The following is a 16,735-nucleotide window of genomic DNA, read 5'->3' as shown; positions in this document are numbered from 1 at the left end:
GGCGATGCCGCCGGCGCGGTCCGGGCCGCGCTCGGCAGCGCCGCGCTCGCCGGTGACGTCGCGTGGCCCGACGCGCTGATCGCCCGCGTCGGCATGCATCTGGCGACGCTGCGCGCGCACGGCACCGACGCGCTGCTCGCGCCGCTGCACGCGCGCTGAACACCCGCCCGGTTCGCCGCAGCCGTGCGAACCGCGCAATGCCCCCGCCCGCCGACGTCGTTGCCGACGCGGCGGACGATCGACGAGAACGAGACACGAACATGATGGCCGGCCCACCGGCACGAAGGAGACGGAGATGAAGCAGAAGTCGCAGGCGTGGTTCACGGTGTTCCTGTTGTTCCTGGTGTACGGCATCAACTATCTCGACCGCGTGGCGCTGTCGATCGTCGCGCCGATCGTGCAGACCGATCTCGGCATCGATGCCACGCAGATGGGCCTCGTGTTCAGCACGTTCTTCGTCGGCTATGCGCTGTTCAATTTCATCGGCGGGCTCGCGTCCGACCGGCTCGGGCCGAAGCTCGTGTACGTGCTGTCGGTCGGGCTGTGGTCGGTGTTCTGCGGAATGACCGCGCTGACCGTCGGCTTCGTGAGCCTGCTGATCGTGCGGCTGCTGTTCGGGATGGCCGAAGGGCCGCTGTGCTCGGCCGCGAACAAGATGGTCAACAACTGGCTGCCGCGCGACGCCGCCGCCACCGCGATGGGGCTGCTCAGCGCGGGCTCGCCGCTCGGCGGCGCGATCGCCGGCCCGATCGTCGGGCTGCTGGCCGCGCAGTTCGGCTGGCGGCCCGCGTTCTGGATCGTCTGCGCGATCGGGCTCGCGTGGGTCGTCGTGTGGACGATGTCGACGTCGGACCGTCCGGCTACGCCGGTCGACGCGGCACCGGGCGCGCCCGCCGCGACGTCGGCCCACGCGGCGTCGGCCGGCGCGGCGACCCCGGCGCACACGCTGTCGCACTACGTGCGCCAGCCGCGCATCCTCGCGACGGCCGCCGCGTTCTTCAGCTACAACTACGTGCTGTTCTTCTTCCTGAGCTGGTTCCCGAGCTATCTCGTGCGCGCGCATCACCTGAACATCAAGGAGATGAGCGTGGCCACCGTCGTGCCCTGGCTCGTCGGCACGGTCGGCCTCGCATGCGGCGGCGCGATCTCGGATGCGCTCTACCGGCTCACCGGCAACCTGCTGCTGTCGCGCCGGATCGTGCTCGTCACCTGCCTGCTCGGCGCCGGCGCGTGCGTGGCCGTCGCGGGCGCCGTGCAGTCGACGCAGGGCGCGGTCGCGCTGATGTCGGTATCGCTGTTCTTCCTGTACGTGACCGGCGCGATCTACTGGGCGATCGTGCAGGACGTCGTGCATCCGGCCCGCGTCGGCGGCGTCAGCGGTTTCCTGCATTGCATGGGCAGCCTGTCGGGCGTGATCGGGCCGGCCGTGACGGGCTTCATCGTCGATCGCAGCGGCTCGTTCGCGTCCGCGTTCGTGCTGGCCGGCGCGATCGCACTCGCGGGCGCGGTGCTGGCCGGCGTGTTCGTGCGCAACGCGCGGCCGTCGGAAGTGCTGCGCGAGCGCGCCGCACACTGACGTCGCGCCGTTGTCCCGCGCAGCGCGAAGCCGCATTCGCCGGCGTCGCGCTGCGCGGTCGTGTCAGCCAATCATCGGACCCTCGAATATCTCCCATCCGATATCGCGATTTCCGCTATCGGTCGCGCGCCTCTAGACTGGCAGCGCGATGGCATGCTCCGCCGCGGCACGGCGCAGCGGCACGCCCCCCAACAAAAACGATATCGGGAGAGCTCCATGTCCGACCGGCATGCGCGCCGCGACGCGCTCAAGACCCTCGGCCTCGCGGCCGGCTCCGCGCTGCTCGGCGCATCGCGCGTCGCGCAGGCGGCGACGCCCGAACCCGGCGCGCTGCTGCCCGGCGGCGCGACGCGCCTCGCCGACCTCACGCGCCGCCTGGCGGCCGCGCCGCGACGGCGCGACTTCAAGACGGTGCCGATGATTCTCGAACGGCCCGACCAGTGGGATCACGCGGCGCTCACCGAGGTGATCGGCTATCGCGGCGGCCCGAAGCAGGTATGGGACAACACCGAGCTCGGCGGCCCGTGGCTGAACCTGATGCGCAACGCGCTGAACGCGCAGATCTGGTCGTTCCGCCATCCGGACTTCCTCGTCGTGTCGGCCACGCACGGCACCGCGCATCTCGCGCTGTTCGACCAGACGGCGTGGGACAAATACGGTCTCGCGACATTCGCCGGCGCCGCATTCGCGACCAACACGCTGCTCGCCGCGAAGCCCGCGCAAGCCACGGACGCCAACGATCACGAGCTGGCCGACGGCGCATTCTCGTCGCACGACAACAGCATCGCGGCGCTGCTGCAGCGCGGCGTCGTGTTCCTGTCGTGCCACAACGCCATCTGGGAACTCGCGGAACGGCTCGACGGCGCGAACGCGAATCCGGACAAGCTGCCGCTCGACGCCCTCGCGGCCGACCTGACCAATCACGTGATTCCGTCCGCCATCGTCACGCCGGGCGCGGTCGGCACGCTGCCCGAGCTGCAGCAGGCCGGCTTCACCTACGCGAAGTGACGCGCATGATGACATCGCCCCCCACGCATTCGCCGTCGCGACGCCGCCGGCGCGCCGCGCTGCATGTCGCGCTCGCCACGCTCTGCTGCGCGTCGGCGGTATCGCTCGCCGCGCCGGCCGCCACGGGCGACAACGTCTTTCCGCCGTGGCAGGACGGTCGCAACAACGACGCGACGCATCGCGGCCTCGAATTCACGGTGCCGCAGGTCGACGTGCTCGCCGACTTCCACGGCGACCTCACCGCGCCGAAGCTCGTGCTGTACGTCGGCGGCAACTATTTCTTCGCGATGGCGCCGCTCGTCGCGCAGTTCGAGGCGGACCATCCCGAATACCGCGGCCGCATCTACTGGGAAACGATCCCGCCGGGCCTGCTCGCGAAGCAGATGCAGGCCGGCGGCACGATCACCGTCGGCAACATGACGTGGACGGTCAGGCCCGACGCGTATTTCGCCGGGCTCGGCAAGGTCGACGCGCTGATCGCGAACGGCACGCTCGAAGGCCCGGCCGTGCCGTACGTGACGAACCGGCTGACGATCATGGTGCGCGCCGGCAATCCGAAGCACATCGCATCGCTGAACGATCTCGCGCGGCCCGACGTGAAGCTCGCGATGCCGAACCCGGCATTCGAAGGCGTCGCGCGGCAGATTCGCGCGTCGCTCGTGAAGGCCGGCGGCGATGCGCTCGCGCGCACCGTCTACGACGACAAGGTGCGCGACGGCACGACCGAACTCACCCACATCCATCATCGCGAAACCGCGCTGTTCCTGATGCAGGGCCGCGCGGACGCCGGCGTGCTGTGGCAATCGGAAGCCGCGTTCCAGGAACAGGTCGGGCATCCGCTGATGCACATCGACATTCCATCCGCGCACAATACGACGGCGATCTACGCGGGGGCGATGGTCAGGAACGCGCCGCACCGGGAAGCCGCGCGCGCGTGGCTCGCGTTCATCCGGTCGCCGGACGCGTTCCGGATCTTCGCGCGCTACGGCTTCGGCCGCTACGACGCGAGCGCACCGACGCCGCCTATCGCGCCGCAGCAGGCCCGGCCCGACGCGGGCTGACGCGCTGCGGCACGGCTGCGCGCGCAACAAGACAGACAACCAGGAGGGGACACGTGAACGATTCGTTCGACACACCGCGACGCCGGTTCGCGCCGCTGCTGCTCGCCGCCGCGGCGCTGCTGGCCGGCCGCGCCTACGCGGACGACGCGACGCTCGGCAAGACGCTCGCCACACAGGGTTCGGCCACGGGCGTGGCCGCATGCATCGGCTGCCACGGCGCGCAGGGCGAAGGCAATGCGGCCGCCGGCTTTCCGCGGCTCGCGGGCACGCATGCCGCGTACCTGTCCGCGCAACTGGCCGCGTTCGCCGACGGCAGCCGCCAGAATCCCGTGATGCAGCCGCTCGCGAAACTGCTGTCGGCGCACGAGCGCGACGCGGTCTCCGCGTATTTCGCGAGCCTGCCCGCGCCGGCCGCGATCGCCGCCGGCACCGCATCGATCGATCCGGCGAACGCCGGTGCATGGCTCGCGACGCGCGGGCGCTGGTCGGACGGCCTGCCCGCGTGCGCGCAATGCCACGGCGCGGGCGGCCTCGGCGTGGGCACCGCGTTTCCGCCGCTGGTCGGCCAGCCGGCCGCATACATCGCCGGCCAGTTGAACGCGTGGAAGCACGGCACGCGCCCCCCGGGGCCGATGGCGCTGATGCCGATGATCGCCGGCAAGCTGTCCGATGCCGATATCGACGCGGTGGCCGCCTACTATGCGCGCGGCGGCGCCACGAACGGAGACAAGCAATGATCGACCGCACGAAGCTGATCCGCCGCGCCCGCGCCGCGCTGCTCGGCGCGGCCTGGATGCCCGCGCTCGCGTGCGCGGCCGCGCCGCAGGACACGCCGGCCGCGGCATCCGCCCCGGCGGCCGCCCTGCCCGCCGCCACGGCGAAGCCGTTCACGCCGCCCGCCGAATCCGCGCTGCCCGCCGACGACTTCGGCAAGACCGTGAAGCTCGGCGAACAGATCTTCCTCCACACGCCCGAATACGCAGGCAAGTACGTCGGCAACAAGCTGACCTGCGCGAGCTGCCACCTCGACGCGGGCCGCCGCCCCGATTCGAGCCCGATGTGGGCCGCGTACCTGCTGTATCCGGCCTACCGCAGCAAGAACGGGCACGTGAACACGTTCGCCGAACGCCTGCAGGGGTGCTTTCGCTACAGCATGAACGGCAAGGCGCCGCCGGCCGGCGACCCGATCCTCGTCGCGCTCGAAACCTATTCGTACTGGCTCGCGAAAGGCGCGCCGGTCGGCACGAAACTGCCGGGACAGGGTTTCCCGAAACTGCCGCCGCCCGCGCAGAAGGCCGATTACGCGCGCGGCGCCGCCGTCTACGCGCAGCACTGCGCGCTGTGTCACGGCGCGGACGGCCAGGGGCAATCGAGCGGCGGCCAGCCGGCGTTCCCGCCGCTGTGGGGCGCGCGCTCGTTCAACTGGGGAGCGGGGATGGGCGACATCCGCAACGCCGCCGGCTTCATCAAGGCCAACATGCCGCTCGGGCTCGGCGGCACGCTGACCGATCAGCAGGCGTGGGACGTCGCAACCTTCATGGACAGCCACGAGCGCCCGCAGGACCCGCGCTTCACCGGCACGGTGCAGGACACTCGCGCGAAGTTCCACGACACGCCCGACTCGATGTACGGGCGCGAGGTGAACGGCCGCGTGCTCGGCGCGCCGTGACGCGCGCGCGGCGCGGCCCGCGTGGTCACGGATGCCAGCGATACACGACGATGCTCGACCCGTTGTAGTTGTCCTTCGTGATCACGTACTCGCCGGTCGAGCGCCGGTACGCACGGACGCCGTACATCGAGTCGACGTCGTTGCCGACGTCCATCGCCGACGTGTTCGAGTTCGTCAGCGTCGTGACGAGGTTGCCGGTGTTCAGGTCGTAGACGTCGATGTTCGGCACCGTGTGCACGTAGCCGACGAACAGGTAGTGGCCGGCCGCCGCGATCGACTTCGGGTTCGCGCTCGTCAGGTCGATCACCGGGTTCGGCGCGCCCGTGTTGCCGCCCTTCCAGCCGTGATAGACCTCGATGTGTCCGTTCATCGCGGTCCAGTCCCAGCTGCCCGAGATGCCCTGCGCGAGGATCATCGTGTCGCTGTCGGCCTGGTAGATGATCCGCGTGAGCGGCAGCACGGTACGCGGAATCTGGATCTGCGCCGGCTTGCCCCATGACGGCTTGCCGGTGGCGTCGAAGCCGGTCATCGGATAGTGCGAGATGGTGTTGGTGCGGTCGAGCCCGGCCCACACGTCGCCGTTGTCGTCGATCGCGAAACCGGCCGTCACCTGCAGGTTCGTGTTGAACGGCTTGCCGGGGATCGAGCCGTCCGGAATCGCGATGTAGCCGCTCGCGCTGTTGAAGTGATAGAAGTTGAAGTTGCCCGGATTCTGGCCCGATGCGACGAGGATCCGGTTGCCGCCCACCATCGCGAGCTGGCCGAAATGCTGGCCGCGCTGGTAGTCGTTCATGTCGAGGCGCGGGTCTTTCGGATAGGTGAACGGATCGACCGTGTTCGCGACGAACGTGCCGCCCGCCGTGCCCGTATAGACGTTGTTGCCGCTGTAGAACAGCGTGCCGTCGGTGACGGGGTCCGGCGCGGCGATCGCCTCGAAGTTCAGCGCCTGCAGCTTCCACTGCAGCGCGCCCGTCGGGCCGTACGCATGCAGGTCGGTGCTGCCGTTGCGCCCGAGATCCCAGCCGCCGCCCCACGCGTTGTTCAGCACGTACAGGTTGCCGGCCGCATCCTTGCCGATGCCCGCGACGCGCGTGAAACGCTTGTCGCCCACCTGCCCCTTGATGCCCGACGTCGTGTCGAGATAGCCGCCCTGCACGCCGAACGTGCCGACCTGCGTCGGCTGGCCGGCGAGCGTGTACATCTTGATGTTCATGTCGGGCCCTTCGTCGCCCACCAGCAGTCGCCCGTTCGGCGCATCGAAGTACAGCGACGCCGGCCGCGCGCCGGCGGCCATCTGGATCGTGCTCATCGCCGCGCCGACCGGGCTGAACTGCGCGACCACGCCGGCGCTCTGGCGCGCGACCCACAGGTTGCCCGACGCGTCGAGCGCCAGCGCGCCGGGCCCCGCTACGCCGATGTCGCGCTGCCACACGCCGTCGGTCGTGTAGACGCGCACGCGGTTGCCGTAGAAGTCGCTCACGTACAGCAGGTTGCCGCCCGTCGCGAGGCCCGTGATCACGTCCGCGTACTGGATGCCCGTCCACGTGCTGACCGGAATGCGCAGGTCGCGCTGGTTCGTGCCGCGGTTGTAGCGCCCCACCGAGCCGCTGCCGAACGTGCGGTTGTAGCCGAGCGCGACGAACAGCGACGTCGCGTTGCCCGTGATCGCGCCGCCCTGGAATTCGTCGTGAATGCCGATCGTGCCGAGCGTCTGCCCGTTCTGGTAGATCGCCACGCCGCCCGCGTTTTCGTCCCAGCGCGACGCCGTGTAGATCACGCCCTCGGGCGCGACCCACAGCGAACGCGCGCCGTTGCCGACGTGCGTGCTCAGCGTGCCGAACGTGTTGGCGAGCCAGTCCGTCGAATACGACGTCTGCGCGTGACTCACCGACGCCAGCATGGCAATGCATATTCCGGGCAATACTGCGCGGATTCGTTTCACTAACATGAATGATGCTCCCGGACGATTGTTTCTCGACACTGTAATTCGCCGCATATGAAACATTGGTGATTTCTTCAAAATCCCGTTCAATCCCGCCGCGAATTAACTGTTACGTTCTTTTACCGCGCAATCTGATTTCACCGATGCAGTGCAAGACCGGGAATGGCGCTGCTACGCGCCGTCAGACGGCACGTCCGGAGCCTGCACTTCCCGGAATTTTCTTCCGGATCATTCAATGCGGGCGCGTCATTTTTTCTGATACATACGCATTGCTTTTTCATTTCCGGCAAATCGACTCGATGATTACAAATCGAAATTGAAATGAAAGAGGAAAAATAATGTCCGGCGCATTCGGCATTGCGCATCCGAATGCGCGCGACGCGTGCCGGGTGACTGCGGAAATCGTGAAGAGGTGAAGTAATGCGATGCGTCGCGCGAGGCAATGGCCGCGGAGGAAGGTGCCGTGTATGCGGCGAGCGGAGAGACGGCCGCACGCCGGCCGCGCGTGCAGCCGGCGCGGATCAGTGCGCGCTGTCGAGCGTCGGGCCGTCCCAGCCGTCGAGATACTTGGGCAGTGCGTCGACGACGTCGATCACGCGCTGCCGGTAGAACAGGTGCATCGTCGGCTGCAGTACATCGGGCAGTTGCCCGCCATGCGCACGCGCGGCGAGGCTGTTCGGCACGACCCGCATGCCGAGCCGGTTCGTGCCGAACACGATCTCGCCGCACGCCGGGCACCACGTGCGCGACATCGACTTCGACGGATGCGGAAACGTCGCGTCGGCGCCCGTGGCGGACACCTGCTCCGGCTGCCATGCGGTCGCGGACAGCATCGGCGTGCCGTAGAAATCGCGGCATGTCGCGCAGTGGCAATTCGCACGCGCCGCCGGCTCGCCGTGCAGCGTGACGGTAACGGCGCCGCACAGGCAACTCGCGGAACGGGTTCGGGTCATGTCGCCTCCAGAAAGGGAGGCGACAGTATAGAGGCGAGCCGCGCGACCTGTGCCACGCCTCCCGGGCGGGCCGCCGGTCGCGCGTGGCGTCAGAACTTCTGGCGCAGGCCGAGGCTCACGATCGCCTGCGACCGCGAGTCGGACGAGTGGCCGTTCGCCTTGTCGGACACCGATGCGGTCGCGGCCACCGGCTGGCCGAGCGCGTCGAGCGTCGTGCCGGACGCGTGCTGGTACGCGCCGAGCAGGTACACGCTGGTGCGCTGCGACAGGTCGTACACCGCGCCGAGCGTGACGTTGTGATACTGCGCGCGGTCGTCGATGCCGTCGACGCTGCTGCCGCGCGTATAGCTGTAGCCGGCGAACAGCTGCGTCTGCGGCCGCACGTTCCAGCGCGTGAACACGCCCGCGACGTTGAAGGTCGCATGGCCGCTGAACAGCGACTGCGCGCCGCTGCGGTACTGCACGTTGCTGTAGTTCACGCCGACGACGGCCGGGCCGAAGTCGTACGTCGCGCCGGTCGCGATGACCTGCTGCGACTGCGCGCTCGCGTAGCCTTCGTTGATCGACGAGTTGAACAGCCCGTCGTCGGTGCTCTGCCAGGTGCCGGACGTCGGGTCGGTCGCGCCCGTCTTGCTGTTGTCCGAGCGCTCGTAGCCGACGCCCACGCGCAGCGGCCCCGCCGCGTACGCCGCGCCGACGCTCCACGTGTTGCGCTGCTTCATGCTGCCCGGCTGGCTGCCGAAGCCGTACAGCGCGCCGAACGTGAAGCCCGCGTAGTTCGCGCTCGTGTACTTGATCGAGCTGTCGACACGCGCCGTCTGGTCGAGGTCGTCGATGTCGCCCGGATGCGCGCCGAAGCCGCCGATGAAAGACGACGGGCCGACCGGGCTCACGAAGTCGTCGAGCGACGTGTACTGGCGGCCGAGCGTGATCGTGCCGTAGCGGTCGCTGCCGACGCCGACGAACGCCTGGCGGCCGAACTGGCGGCCGCCCTGGCCCGACGTGCCGTTGGTGATGTCGAAGCCGTTCTCGAGCACGAACAGCGCGCGCATCCCGCCGCCGAGATCCTCGGAACCCTTGATGCCCCAGCGGCTGCCGGACAGGTTGCCGGTGGTCAGGCCGACATTCGAATGCCCGGTGTAGGCGCCCGGCGAGCCGACCCGTTCGTTGCTGCGGTAAGTCACGCCCGCGTCGACGATGCCGTACAGCGTGACGGCGCTTTGTGCGGAGGCGATGCCCGCGAGCGAGAGCAGCAGCGGTGCTGCGATCAGTTGCTTGTTCATGGTTTTTAGCGTCTCCGGGCGCTCGGCCCGTTGTTCTGTGCGAGTAGCGCGTGCGGTCGGCGAGATCCGCCGACGGTGCGAGGCCGGCCGTGCCCGCACGCGGGGACGCGCCCGTGCGATACGCGCGCGATGCCGCGGCAGCCCTGCCCGCCGCGACGCCGCCATGGTAGTTGGAACCGGTTCCGTTCGAAAGCGCAATAATGAAAACAGCTTCTTGCCAATATCGAGATAATCAGTCGCCGGGTGAATGCCCGCGACTCGGTGCTACGTCAGTTCCTGGCGGAAGGGGCAGAACGTTCGAGCGTCCGCACTTCGATGCCGTCCAACTGCATCTGGCGCACGGCCCCGCCCAGGTAGATCGCGATACGCGACGGCGATTGCACGACCACATAGCCACGAGCGACCTCTTTTCCGTCCTTCAATAGAACCTGGCAGCGTGTTCTCGATTTTTCACACCCTTTGTCGAAGTCCTGCTTCATATCGGTCGCCACGCTTGCCCCGACGGCCTCGCCGATGCCGGACGGTATCGACGCAACCACCGGCAGGAAGATCGCCAGCAACGTTACGTTGATGCCCCAGAACAGCGACCAAAGTACGAAGTCGCGATATCGCTTGAGGGCCGGTGGCAGGTTGAACGACCTCGTCGAGCCGTCCTTCCGCTTGCCGATCTTCTCGATGACCCAGCGAAGAAACTTCTCGAGCGTCACACAAACGGCGAAGTAGATCAGCAGAAACAACAGCACGAAGCAGAGCGTGCTCTTGTTTGAGCCGAGCCAGTTTTGAACACCGATCGATGCGTTCAACGCACTCCAGACCGACAGCACCAGGTGCCGCGACTTATCAATCGGGAACGCGTCGTAATCTATCCAGAAACTCGCGAGCAGTCCTTTGTAATAGGCATCGCCGGACGAATAGGCAATGCCGAGCAACACCAGCCCCAGCATGGAGACGATGACCGGCCACGGCCAATCCAGCACATGCTTCTTTTCGACCTTCTTTTCCACGACGTCACTCATCCGAAACTCCGTTCTTGATTGAGGATCCCCACGCGCAATGGGAGGCTGCCGCAGAAAACCTTACACAAGTTCGGAACGCTCGATCACCCGTTAGAATTAGCAGGACGTGGAAGCCAACGCGCGCTCCGTCACCTTGTTCGAGATCGAGGGGGTGGCGCTTGCCAGCCGATTTTTCTGCTGCAACAACATCGCCGGAGCATTCAGCCATGCACGCCGCCTCGTTCGCAACAGGTACGCGATGAGAATCGACGCACCGCCCCGCGCCGGTTTTCCTGGCCTGTCGCTCAGGCAACTCGACCGCGCCGACCTCGACGCGTGGTACGCCTACCTGTCGAACCCGGACGTCGTGCGCCACACGAGCTGGAACCTGCATACGCGCGACGATCTGCTGCCGCTGTTCGACGGCATCGAATCCGTTCATCCCGATTCGATCCGCCGTCTCGCGATCGTCGACGATGCATCGGGCGCGCTCGCCGGGACGATCGGGCTGCATACGGTGTCCACCGCGAACCGCACGGCCGAGATCGCGTACGACATCGCGCCGTCGCACTGGGGGCGCGGCATCGCGAGCGCGCTGTGCGCGAGCGTCACTGCGTGGGCCTTCGCGGAAGGCTTCATGCGCATCCAGGCCGTCGTGTTGAACAGCAACGCCGGCTCCGCGCGCGTGCTGCAGAAATGCGGCTACCGGTACGAAGGGGTGCTGCGCGCATACCGGATGGTGCGCGGCGTGCCGGGCGACTTCGCGATGTACGCGCGCCTCGCGACCGACTGACGGACTGGCTCGCGATGCACAACACCCGTGTGCGCGCCGTCGACGCGATTGGACGATCCTCGCCGAATTGGCGACAATCGCCGTTCCCCGCATCGACTTTTCCACCATGAAGATCGCCGCACTGTCCGACATCCACGGCAACCTCGCCGCGCTCGACGCGGTGCTCGCCGACGTGCGCCGCCGCGGCGCCGACCTGATCGTCAATCTCGGCGACATCGTGTCGGGCGCGCTCCACCCGGCCGAAACCGCCGACCGCCTGATCGCGCTCGACCTGCCGACCATCAAGGGCAATCACGAACGGCAACTGCTGACCGGCGAGCGCGAATCGATGCGGCTGTCCGACCGCTGGGCGCACGACACGCTGCGCGACGATCATCGCCAATGGATCGCCGCGCTGCCCGAACGCCTGACGCTCGGCGACGACGTGCTGCTGGTGCACGGCACGCCCGCCAGCGACCTGATCTATTTCCTCGAAACGGTCACGCCCGACGGCTGCCGCGCGGCAACGCCCGATGAAATCGCGCAACGCGCGGGCAACGAATCCGCGTCGCTGATCCTGTGCGGCCACACGCATGTGCCGCGCATGGCGAAGCTCGACGACGGGCGGCTGATCGTCAACCCGGGCAGCGTCGGGCTGCAGGCGTACACCGACGATCAACCGTATCCGCACCGGATCGAAACCGGCTCGCCGCACGCACGCTATGCGATGGTGTCGCGCACGCCGTCCGGCTGGCACGCCGAATTCCATGCGGTCGAATACGACTGGCACACGGCCGCCGCCGCAACGCGCGGCCGCGACGACTGGACCGTCGCGCTGCGCACCGGCCGGTGCTGACGCATCGCCGCCGGCCCTTCCCCCCGCTTCGCTCCCCGGAAAACCGACCCGCTATGCCCGTTCCGTCGCAACTGCTCTTCCTGCCCGGCGCATCGGGCAGCACCGCCTTCTGGCAACCGCTCGCGAGCCGGCTCGCGCATCCGGCCGAGCGGCGGATCGTCGCGTATCCGGGCTTCGGCGACACGCCGCGCGATCCGGCCGTCGACGACTTCGACGGCCTCGTGCGTCACGTGCTGGCCGCGATCGACCGGCCGACCGCCGTGATCGCGCAGTCGATGGGCGGCGTGATCGCGATGCGCGCGGCGCTCGAGCGCACCGTACACGTCACGCACCTCGTGCTGACGGTCACGTCCGGCGGCCTCGACATGCAGGGGCTCGGCGCGCAGGACTGGCGCACCGGTTTTGCGGAAGCGAACCCGCAGCTTCCCGACTGGTTCATGACGTTTCGGGCCGACCTGTCGGACGACATCGGCCGCATCGCGCAGCCGACGCTGCTGCTGTGGGGCGACGACGATCCGATCAGCCCGGTCGCGGCCGGCGAGCGCCTGCTCGACCGGCTGCCCGACGCGCAGCTGCACGTCGTGCCGGGCGGCCGGCACGATCTCGCGGCCGTCCATGCGGACACGCTCGCGCCGCTGGTCGACGCGCATTTGCAGCGATGAGCGCGAGCGCGTTGCCGCGGGCGTGAATTCGACGCCCGCAACAACGCGTCACGCCACGTTCGCGAGCGTCAACCGCGCTTCCAGTCCGCCGCCGTCCGGCCGGTTGCTCAGCGTGAGTGTGCCGCCCATCGCGAGCGCGAGCTGGCGCGCGATCGCGAGGCCGAGCCCCGTGCCGCCCGTCTCGCGATTGCGCGACGTCTCCACGCGGCGAAACGGTTCGAACACCGCGTCGAGCTGATCGTCCGGAATGCCGGGCCCGCGATCGCGCACCGCAATGACCGCGCCGCCGCCCGGCGCCGCCTGCACGGCGATCTCGGCCGCGCCCGCGAACTTCAGCGCGTTGTCGACGAGGTTGCCGACGATCCGGCGCAGCGCCTTCGGCCGCGTCGTCAGCGCGAGCGGGCCGCCGCTGTGCAGCGCGACGTCCTGCCCCGCATCCGTGTAGTCGCACACGATGCTGTCGAGCAGCGCGTCGAGATCGATGCGGCGCGCGGCCTCCCCGGTGCCGTGCAGCGTGCGCGCATACGCGACGCCCTCCTTCACCAGATGCTCCATCTCCAGCAGGTCCTGGCGCAGCTTCGCGCCCTGCACGTCGTCGTCCATCGTGTCGACGCGCAGCCGCATCCGCGTGATCGGCGTCTGCAGGTCGTGCGAGATCGACGCGAGGATCTGCATGCGTTCGGCCATGTACTGCGCGATGCGGTCCTGCATCGCGTTGAACGCGCGCGCCGCGCGCGCGACTTCGGACGGCCCGTCTTCGTTCAGGCGTTCGCCCTTCAGGTCGGGGCCGAGCGCGTCGGCGGCCTGCGCGAGCTGGTTCAGCGGCCGCGTCGCGAGCCGCACCGCGAGCCAGCAGCACGCGGCCAGCACCGCGAGTTGCACCGCCAGCACGTAGGGCAGCCAGCCGGACAGCGGCACCGTCGACATCGGATGGATGTCGATCGTCAGCGGCGAGCCGTCGGTCAGGCGCAAATGCACCTGCAGATGCTCGCGATCGCCGGGGATCGCGTTCGCGGTCAGCGGATATGCGCCGCCGATGCCGTCCGAGATCGAGCGCTCCACGCGCGCCGACAGCCGCGCCTCCGGCGGCGTGCCCGTCTCGCCGGGCCCGAGGATGAACGCATAGCTGCGCCGCGCGAGGCGCGGCAGCCACGCGGCGCGCTGGTCGGGCGGCAGGTGATCGAGCAGCGCGACCGAGCTCGCGACCTCGCGCTCGATGTAGCCCATCATCAGGTTGGTGGTCGCCTGGTCGCGCTCGGTCACGGTGAGCCAGAACGACAGCGTCTGCGCGAGCGCGAGGCCCACGCACAGAATCAGCGCGAGCCGCGCGAACAGCGAGCGCGGCCAGTGCAACGGCGCGCGCGCGCTCATGCGTCGCCCTCGACCGCGGTCACGGCCGACGAGAACACGTAGCCTTCGTTGCGCAGCGTCTTGATATAGCGCGGCTCGCGCGCGCCGTCGCGCAGCCGCTGGCGCAGCCGGCTCACGAGCAGGTCGATCGACCGGTCGAACGGATCGGACTGCCGCCCCTGCGTGAGGTTGAGCAACTGGTCGCGCGTGAGCACGCGCTGCGGATTGTCGAGGAACACGCGCAGCAGCCGGTATTCGGCGCCGCTCAAGGCGACCAGCGTGCCTTCGGCATCGAGCAGGTGGCGCCCCGTCGTATCGAGCCGCCATTCGCCGAACGCGAGCAGCCCGGCCGTCTCCGTCACCTGCATGCCGGGCGGCAGCATGCGCGCGCGACGCAGCACCGAGCGGATCCGCGCGAGCAGCTCGCGCACCGCGAACGGCTTCGCGAGATAGTCGTCGGCGCCCATCTCGAGGCCGATGATGCGGTCGGTTTCCTCGCCGCGCGCGGTGAGCATCAGCACCGGCACCGTACGGAACTTGCCGGCGCGCAGATCGCGGCATAGCGTGAGGCCGTCCTCGCCGGGCAGCATCAGGTCGAGCACGATCAGGTCGGGCGCGCCGTCGTCGAGCACGTTGCGCATGTCGCGGCCGTTCGCGGCGAGCGACACGCGCATGCCGTTCTTCTCCAGGTAGTCCGCGATCAGTTCGCGAATCGCGCGATCGTCGTCGACGATCAGTACGTGGTCGATCTTGTCCATGAGTCGGTGTCGTGATGTGGCGGCGGGCGATGCCGCTTTTATACCGCAGCGCGGGCACGCGGTTGTATCCCAATGTATCGCGCCGTCGTAGCGACACACAACGTTGCACACGCGCGGTTCGCCGGACACATCGCAGATACGTCGGCGCGGCCCAATGAGGGCTGTCGAAACCCGCCCGGCCGACGCATTCGCGCGACGGCCGGCCGAACCGGAGAAACGCCATGCTGCCCCGATTCAAGACTGCCGCCGTCGTCATCGCCCTCGCCGCCACGGCCGGGATCGCCGCGTTCGCCGGCACCCGCGACGACGCGGGAATGACGACCTCGCCGGCCGGCACGCCGGCGCCCGATTTCACCGGCATCGACCGCTGGCACAACAGCGCGCCGCTCAAGCTCGACCGGTTGCGCGGCAAGGTCGTACTGGTCGATTTCTGGACGTACTCGTGCATCAACTGCATTCATACGATTCCGTTCGTGAAGGACTGGGACCGCAAATATCGCGACCAGGGGCTCGTCGTGGTCGGCGTGCATACGCCCGAGTATCCATTCGAGCGCGATCCGAAGAACGTCGCCGATGCGATCAGGCGCTTCGGCATCCGGTATCCGGTCGCGCAGGACAACCGCTACGACACGTGGCGTGCGTACGGGAACCAGTACTGGCCCGCGCTGTACCTGATCGATGCGAGCGGGAAGATCGTCTATACGCGCTATGGCGAAGGCGGGTACGACAAGACGGAGGCGGCGATTCGGGGGGCGCTGGCGCAGGCGGGGGGGAAGCCGCCGGGACGCCGCGCACGCAATAACGCGCGGCCGCGGGGGCTGCGCCGCATGCGCCCCCGCGCGATTCATTCACATTCGCGACGTGTTGCGCGCGGCTCACTCGCGCTTCGCGTCGGCCTCCGCCAGCATCGCTTCGCCGATCGCGACGTTGCCGTCGGCGATCAACGCCTCGCCCGCCCCGCGAATATCCGCCGCCGACTTGTTCTGCCCGAGCTTGCGCTTGCCGACCAGCCGCGTGATCTCGATCTGCAGCCCGACGATCGACTGCAGCATCGTGTCGAGATAATCCTGCGGCGCATCGCCCATCTTCCACGGCACCGGCTGCGACGCCTCGTGCGTGCGCGTCAGCCGCGCAACCACGCCGCGCACGAACTTCTCGTCGTCGCGCACCGTGATGCGTCCGTGCGCATGCACCACCACGTAGTTCCACGTCGGCACCTGCCGGTGCGTCGCGTGCTTGCTCGGATACCAGGTCGGCGAAATGTACGCGTCGCCCGCGCGGAAGATCACCAGCACCTCGTCGCCGTTCGCGGCCGCCTGCCACACCGGATTCGCGCGCGCGACGTGCGCATGCAGCTCGCCGAGCCCGCCGTCGCCCGGCAGCAGCTCGAACGGAAGGTGGTTCGCGTCGAGTCCGTTCTGCCCGTATGTGATCAGGGTGCCGAACGGATGCTGGACGATCAGCTCGCGCAGCGCGTCGGGGTTGGGCTCGTTGAAATCGGCGGGGACGTACATGTCGGCTCCACGGTCGTGCGGGGTTTGAAATGGGGCGGGCACCGGCCCGTCATGCAACGATTGTGAGCGCAAACTGGTTTATGCTGTAGAGCCGGTTTGGAACATTTTCAGCAGACCAGAATCATGCCAAGAACGGCCCGGATCGTCGAAATCCCGTCGCTCGGCGCGCTCGACCGCGCGGCCGGCGACCTGAGCCGCCAGCTCGCGCAGGCGTTGCGCGAAGCCGTGCGCCGCGGCGACGTGCGGCCCGGCGACACGCTGCCGTCCACGCGGCTGCTCGCGGCGGCGCTGCAGGTCGCGCGCGGCACCGTCGTCGACGCGTATGCGCAGCTCGTC

At 68.7% G+C, this 16,735-nt stretch carries 16 protein-coding genes and 1 pseudogene; 10 read left to right on the top strand and 7 right to left on the bottom strand.

Annotation, left to right across the window (positions count from 1 at the left end):
- Window positions 1-295 precede the first annotated feature (295 nt).
- From BME24068_RS34585 to BME24068_RS34565, 5 genes are all read left to right on the top strand, one after another.
- Window positions 296-1,576: an MFS transporter gene (locus BME24068_RS34585; RefSeq protein ID WP_174928786.1), complete on the top strand. Its 1,281-nt coding sequence runs from the start codon at window positions 296-298 to the stop codon at window positions 1,574-1,576.
- Window positions 1,577-1,792: 216 nt separating this feature from the next.
- Complete coding sequence (tetH, locus tag BME24068_RS34580) at window positions 1,793-2,584, top strand: thiosulfate dehydrogenase (protein ID WP_174928785.1); 792 nt, start codon at window positions 1,793-1,795, stop codon at window positions 2,582-2,584.
- Between the two features lie 8 nt (window positions 2,585-2,592).
- Window positions 2,593-3,645, top strand: coding sequence for a substrate-binding domain-containing protein (locus BME24068_RS34575; RefSeq protein WP_174928787.1), 1,053 nt, complete (start codon window positions 2,593-2,595; stop codon window positions 3,643-3,645).
- A gap of 53 nt (window positions 3,646-3,698) precedes the next feature.
- Window positions 3,699-4,382, top strand: a complete 684-nt coding sequence (locus BME24068_RS34570) for a c-type cytochrome (protein WP_174928784.1) — start codon at window positions 3,699-3,701, stop codon at window positions 4,380-4,382.
- Entirely contained in the window at window positions 4,379-5,314 is a 936-nt protein-coding gene (locus BME24068_RS34565; RefSeq protein ID WP_174928783.1) for a c-type cytochrome, read from the top strand. Before BME24068_RS34570 ends, BME24068_RS34565 begins: the two co-directional genes overlap by 4 nt.
- A gap of 25 nt (window positions 5,315-5,339) precedes the next feature.
- On the opposite strand, the gene BME24068_RS34560 is transcribed toward BME24068_RS34565, so the two are convergent.
- From BME24068_RS34560 to BME24068_RS34545, 4 genes are all read right to left on the bottom strand, one after another.
- A complete protein-coding gene (locus tag BME24068_RS34560) occupies window positions 5,340-7,262 on the bottom strand; it encodes an NHL repeat-containing protein (RefSeq protein ID WP_174928782.1) in 1,923 nt (640 codons plus the stop codon).
- A 515-nt stretch (window positions 7,263-7,777) separates the two neighbouring features.
- Window positions 7,778-8,209: a GFA family protein gene (locus BME24068_RS34555; RefSeq protein ID WP_096507732.1), complete on the bottom strand. Its 432-nt coding sequence runs from the start codon at window positions 8,207-8,209 to the stop codon at window positions 7,778-7,780.
- Window positions 8,210-8,298: 89 nt separating this feature from the next.
- The gene (locus BME24068_RS34550; protein WP_174928781.1) at window positions 8,299-9,492 is read right to left on the bottom strand and encodes a porin; all 1,194 of its coding nucleotides are present in this window, start codon (window positions 9,490-9,492) and stop codon (window positions 8,299-8,301) included.
- Between the two features lie 269 nt (window positions 9,493-9,761).
- A complete protein-coding gene (locus BME24068_RS34545; protein WP_174928780.1) occupies window positions 9,762-10,508 on the bottom strand; it encodes a hypothetical protein in 747 nt (248 codons plus the stop codon).
- Window positions 10,509-10,746: 238 nt separating this feature from the next.
- Here BME24068_RS34545 and BME24068_RS34540 point away from each other — a divergent pair, with 238 nt between their 5' ends.
- From BME24068_RS34540 to BME24068_RS34530, 3 genes are all read left to right on the top strand, one after another.
- Window positions 10,747-11,280: a GNAT family N-acetyltransferase gene (locus BME24068_RS34540; RefSeq protein ID WP_174928779.1), complete on the top strand. Its 534-nt coding sequence runs from the start codon at window positions 10,747-10,749 to the stop codon at window positions 11,278-11,280.
- 106 nt (window positions 11,281-11,386) lie between these two features.
- On the top strand, window positions 11,387-12,115 hold the full coding sequence (locus BME24068_RS34535) for a metallophosphoesterase family protein (protein WP_174928778.1): 729 nt from the start codon (window positions 11,387-11,389) through the stop codon (window positions 12,113-12,115).
- 53 nt (window positions 12,116-12,168) lie between these two features.
- The gene (locus BME24068_RS34530) at window positions 12,169-12,777 is read left to right on the top strand and encodes an alpha/beta fold hydrolase (RefSeq protein WP_174928777.1); all 609 of its coding nucleotides are present in this window, start codon (window positions 12,169-12,171) and stop codon (window positions 12,775-12,777) included.
- Between the two features lie 48 nt (window positions 12,778-12,825).
- Here BME24068_RS34530 and BME24068_RS34525 read toward each other — a convergent pair whose 3' ends face one another.
- On the bottom strand, window positions 12,826-14,148 hold the full coding sequence (locus BME24068_RS34525; protein ID WP_174928776.1) for an ATP-binding protein: 1,323 nt from the start codon (window positions 14,146-14,148) through the stop codon (window positions 12,826-12,828).
- Window positions 14,145-14,885: a response regulator gene (locus BME24068_RS34520; protein ID WP_174928775.1), complete on the bottom strand. Its 741-nt coding sequence runs from the start codon at window positions 14,883-14,885 to the stop codon at window positions 14,145-14,147. Before BME24068_RS34520 ends, BME24068_RS34525 begins: the two co-directional genes overlap by 4 nt.
- A 221-nt stretch (window positions 14,886-15,106) precedes the next feature.
- Between BME24068_RS34520 and BME24068_RS34515 the strand changes: the two are divergent.
- A pseudogene (locus BME24068_RS34515) lies at window positions 15,107-15,655 on the top strand (thioredoxin family protein); the annotation flags it as partial.
- A 105-nt stretch (window positions 15,656-15,760) separates the two neighbouring features.
- Here BME24068_RS34515 and BME24068_RS34510 read toward each other — a convergent pair.
- Window positions 15,761-16,399 (bottom strand): FMN-binding negative transcriptional regulator, encoded by a 639-nt coding sequence (locus BME24068_RS34510; protein WP_096507740.1) that lies wholly within the window; start codon window positions 16,397-16,399, stop codon window positions 15,761-15,763.
- A 123-nt stretch (window positions 16,400-16,522) separates the two neighbouring features.
- Between BME24068_RS34510 and BME24068_RS34505 the strand changes: the two genes are divergently transcribed.
- The coding region (locus tag BME24068_RS34505; protein ID WP_174928774.1) for a GntR family transcriptional regulator at window positions 16,523-16,735 on the top strand (213 nt) is incomplete at its 3' end.

Source organism: Burkholderia anthina, from assembly GCF_902498995.1.
GTDB lineage: Bacteria > Pseudomonadota > Gammaproteobacteria > Burkholderiales > Burkholderiaceae > Burkholderia > Burkholderia anthina.
This window is presented reverse-complemented; position numbering and strand designations above follow the sequence as displayed.

What these genes read in the sequence shown, in the direction of transcription:
- BME24068_RS34585 (WP_174928786.1), top strand. Translation starts at nt 296, where the DNA reads ATGAAGCAGAAGTCGCAGGCGTGGTTCACGGTGTTCCTGTTGTTCCTG.
- tetH (WP_174928785.1), top strand. Translation starts at nt 1,793, where the DNA reads ATGTCCGACCGGCATGCGCGCCGCGACGCGCTCAAGACCCTCGGCCTC.
- BME24068_RS34575 (WP_174928787.1), top strand. Translation starts at nt 2,593, where the DNA reads ATGACATCGCCCCCCACGCATTCGCCGTCGCGACGCCGCCGGCGCGCC.
- BME24068_RS34565 (WP_174928783.1), top strand. Translation starts at nt 4,379, where the DNA reads ATGATCGACCGCACGAAGCTGATCCGCCGCGCCCGCGCCGCGCTGCTC.
- BME24068_RS34560 (WP_174928782.1), bottom strand. Translation starts at nt 7,262, where the DNA reads ATGTTAGTGAAACGAATCCGCGCAGTATTGCCCGGAATATGCATTGCC.
- BME24068_RS34555 (WP_096507732.1), bottom strand. Translation starts at nt 8,209, where the DNA reads ATGACCCGAACCCGTTCCGCGAGTTGCCTGTGCGGCGCCGTTACCGTC.
- BME24068_RS34550 (WP_174928781.1), bottom strand. Translation starts at nt 9,492, where the DNA reads ATGAACAAGCAACTGATCGCAGCACCGCTGCTGCTCTCGCTCGCGGGC.
- BME24068_RS34545 (WP_174928780.1), bottom strand. Translation starts at nt 10,508, where the DNA reads ATGAGTGACGTCGTGGAAAAGAAGGTCGAAAAGAAGCATGTGCTGGAT.
- BME24068_RS34540 (WP_174928779.1), top strand. Translation starts at nt 10,747, where the DNA reads ATGAGAATCGACGCACCGCCCCGCGCCGGTTTTCCTGGCCTGTCGCTC.
- BME24068_RS34535 (WP_174928778.1), top strand. Translation starts at nt 11,387, where the DNA reads ATGAAGATCGCCGCACTGTCCGACATCCACGGCAACCTCGCCGCGCTC.
- BME24068_RS34530 (WP_174928777.1), top strand. Translation starts at nt 12,169, where the DNA reads ATGCCCGTTCCGTCGCAACTGCTCTTCCTGCCCGGCGCATCGGGCAGC.
- BME24068_RS34525 (WP_174928776.1), bottom strand. Translation starts at nt 14,148, where the DNA reads ATGAGCGCGCGCGCGCCGTTGCACTGGCCGCGCTCGCTGTTCGCGCGG.
- BME24068_RS34520 (WP_174928775.1), bottom strand. Translation starts at nt 14,885, where the DNA reads ATGGACAAGATCGACCACGTACTGATCGTCGACGACGATCGCGCGATT.
- BME24068_RS34510 (WP_096507740.1), bottom strand. Translation starts at nt 16,399, where the DNA reads ATGTACGTCCCCGCCGATTTCAACGAGCCCAACCCCGACGCGCTGCGC.